Below are 1,622 nucleotides of genomic sequence, written 5' to 3' on the forward strand. Positions count from 1 at the left end.
CTACAGCGGCTCCCCTGTCTTCGATGGTGACGGCGTGGTCCTCGGCCTGTTCTCCGCAGCCTCGAGAGACGACAGGTCCGAAGACGCTTATGCCATTCCGGTCCGACGCCTGACCGAGGCATGGCCTGATGTATGCCGAGTCATCCCGGCGTCCCCCTATCGGGGGCTCAGCGCTTTTCGGGAGCAGGACGCACATCTGTTTGTCGGTCGAGGTGAGGAGGCGGAGAAGCTCGCCGCACGGGTTCGCGCGAATACTCTGGTCTGCCTGACAGGGCCATCCGGAGTCGGAAAGACCTCGCTGGTACAGGCGGGGTTGATTCCACTACTGCGCAGCCAGAAATCATGGATGGTGGTGCCCTTCCGACCCGGCGCTCGCCCGCTCGACGCCCTGGCCGCCGCACTCCTGCGCGCCGAAAGCAACGACCCGTCAGACGAGCTGCGTCTTGACCGGATACGAACCCGCGGCGCGCGTCTGGGCGCGGGCGATCCGTGGGAGTCACTCGAAGCACTTGCGGCGATACGCAATACACAGGTTCTGCTCATCGCCGACCAGTTCGAAGAATGCCTGACGGATGACGGGGAGCAGGCCCGGGGCCTGGTGGAACTCGTTCTTCGGGAACCTCCGCGAGCGGCGATACCAGCACGTATCCTGATTTCGCTGCGAGCGGACTTCGTAAACGATCTTCTCTCACACCCTTCAGTGGAGGCAAGCCTGAACGATCGGATGTTTCCCCTCCAGGTGATGACATCCACGCAACTACGACAAGCGATCATTCAGCCCGCCGAAAGCCGCGGCGTGAAGTATGCGGACGGCCTGGTGGAAAGAATCCTGCAGGATGCGGGAAGCGAGCAGGGCACGTTGCCCCTGGTCGAATTCACCGTGTCCCAACTGTGGGATCTGCAATATGCCGGCAGGCTGCGACACGAGGAATACAGCAGGATCGGCGGGGTCACAGGTGCGCTTGGCGCACATGCCGAACGGATTGCCGCAAGTCTTCTTGGTGACGGGGTGCCCGAAGAAGTTCTTCATCGAACACTGCTCAGCCTCGTACGCACAGAATTCGATCAAGCACCGGCGACGCGGCGCATCGCCCGTCGCGGCGACACCGGGGCGGACTGGGCTGCTCTCGATCGGCTGTCCAAGGGACGCCTCGTGTCCCTTGGCACAGATGATGACGGCGTTCCGACAGCCGAACTGACGCATGAGGCTCTCATCGGCGGATGGGAGAGGCTCGCTCATCTGGTGGCGGAGAATGCCGACTTCGTCCGCTGGCGTACCAGGATGGAGGAGCTGTATCAGCGGGGTGATCCGATTCCGGAAAACCGGATCGCCGAAGCGGAGAGCTGGCTGCTGCGTCGTCCGTCCGAGGTTCCGTCCCACATCGGAGGCCTGGTGGAACGGAGCGCAAGAGATCATGCGCAACGGATCGCCGACCTCCAGGCGCTGGTCAACCGGGCGGAAGCCCTCCGGTTGGCTGCCCAGGCGGAACTCGTTCTTTCCACCCGGACCGTCCCGCGCGCGGTTTCCGCCCTGCTCGCCGCTGAATCGCTCACGCGCGCACCGACACTTGAGGGTGACCTCGCAGCACGCCATACGATGAAGATCGCACCGCGGCTTGCTG

General features: G+C 63.7%; 1 protein-coding gene. It reads left to right on the forward strand.

All coding sequences use genetic code 11. From position 1 onward, the window contains the following. Positions 1-34: 34 nt before the first annotated feature. On the forward strand, positions 35-1,622 hold a 1,588-nt coding region (locus tag NBW84_RS12545), incomplete at its 3' end, for an nSTAND1 domain-containing NTPase (protein WP_250284761.1).

This window comes from Protofrankia sp. CiP1_Cm_nod2, assembly GCF_920664355.1.
In the GTDB taxonomy this organism is placed as follows: Bacteria; Actinomycetota; Actinomycetes; order Frankiales; family Frankiaceae; genus Protofrankia.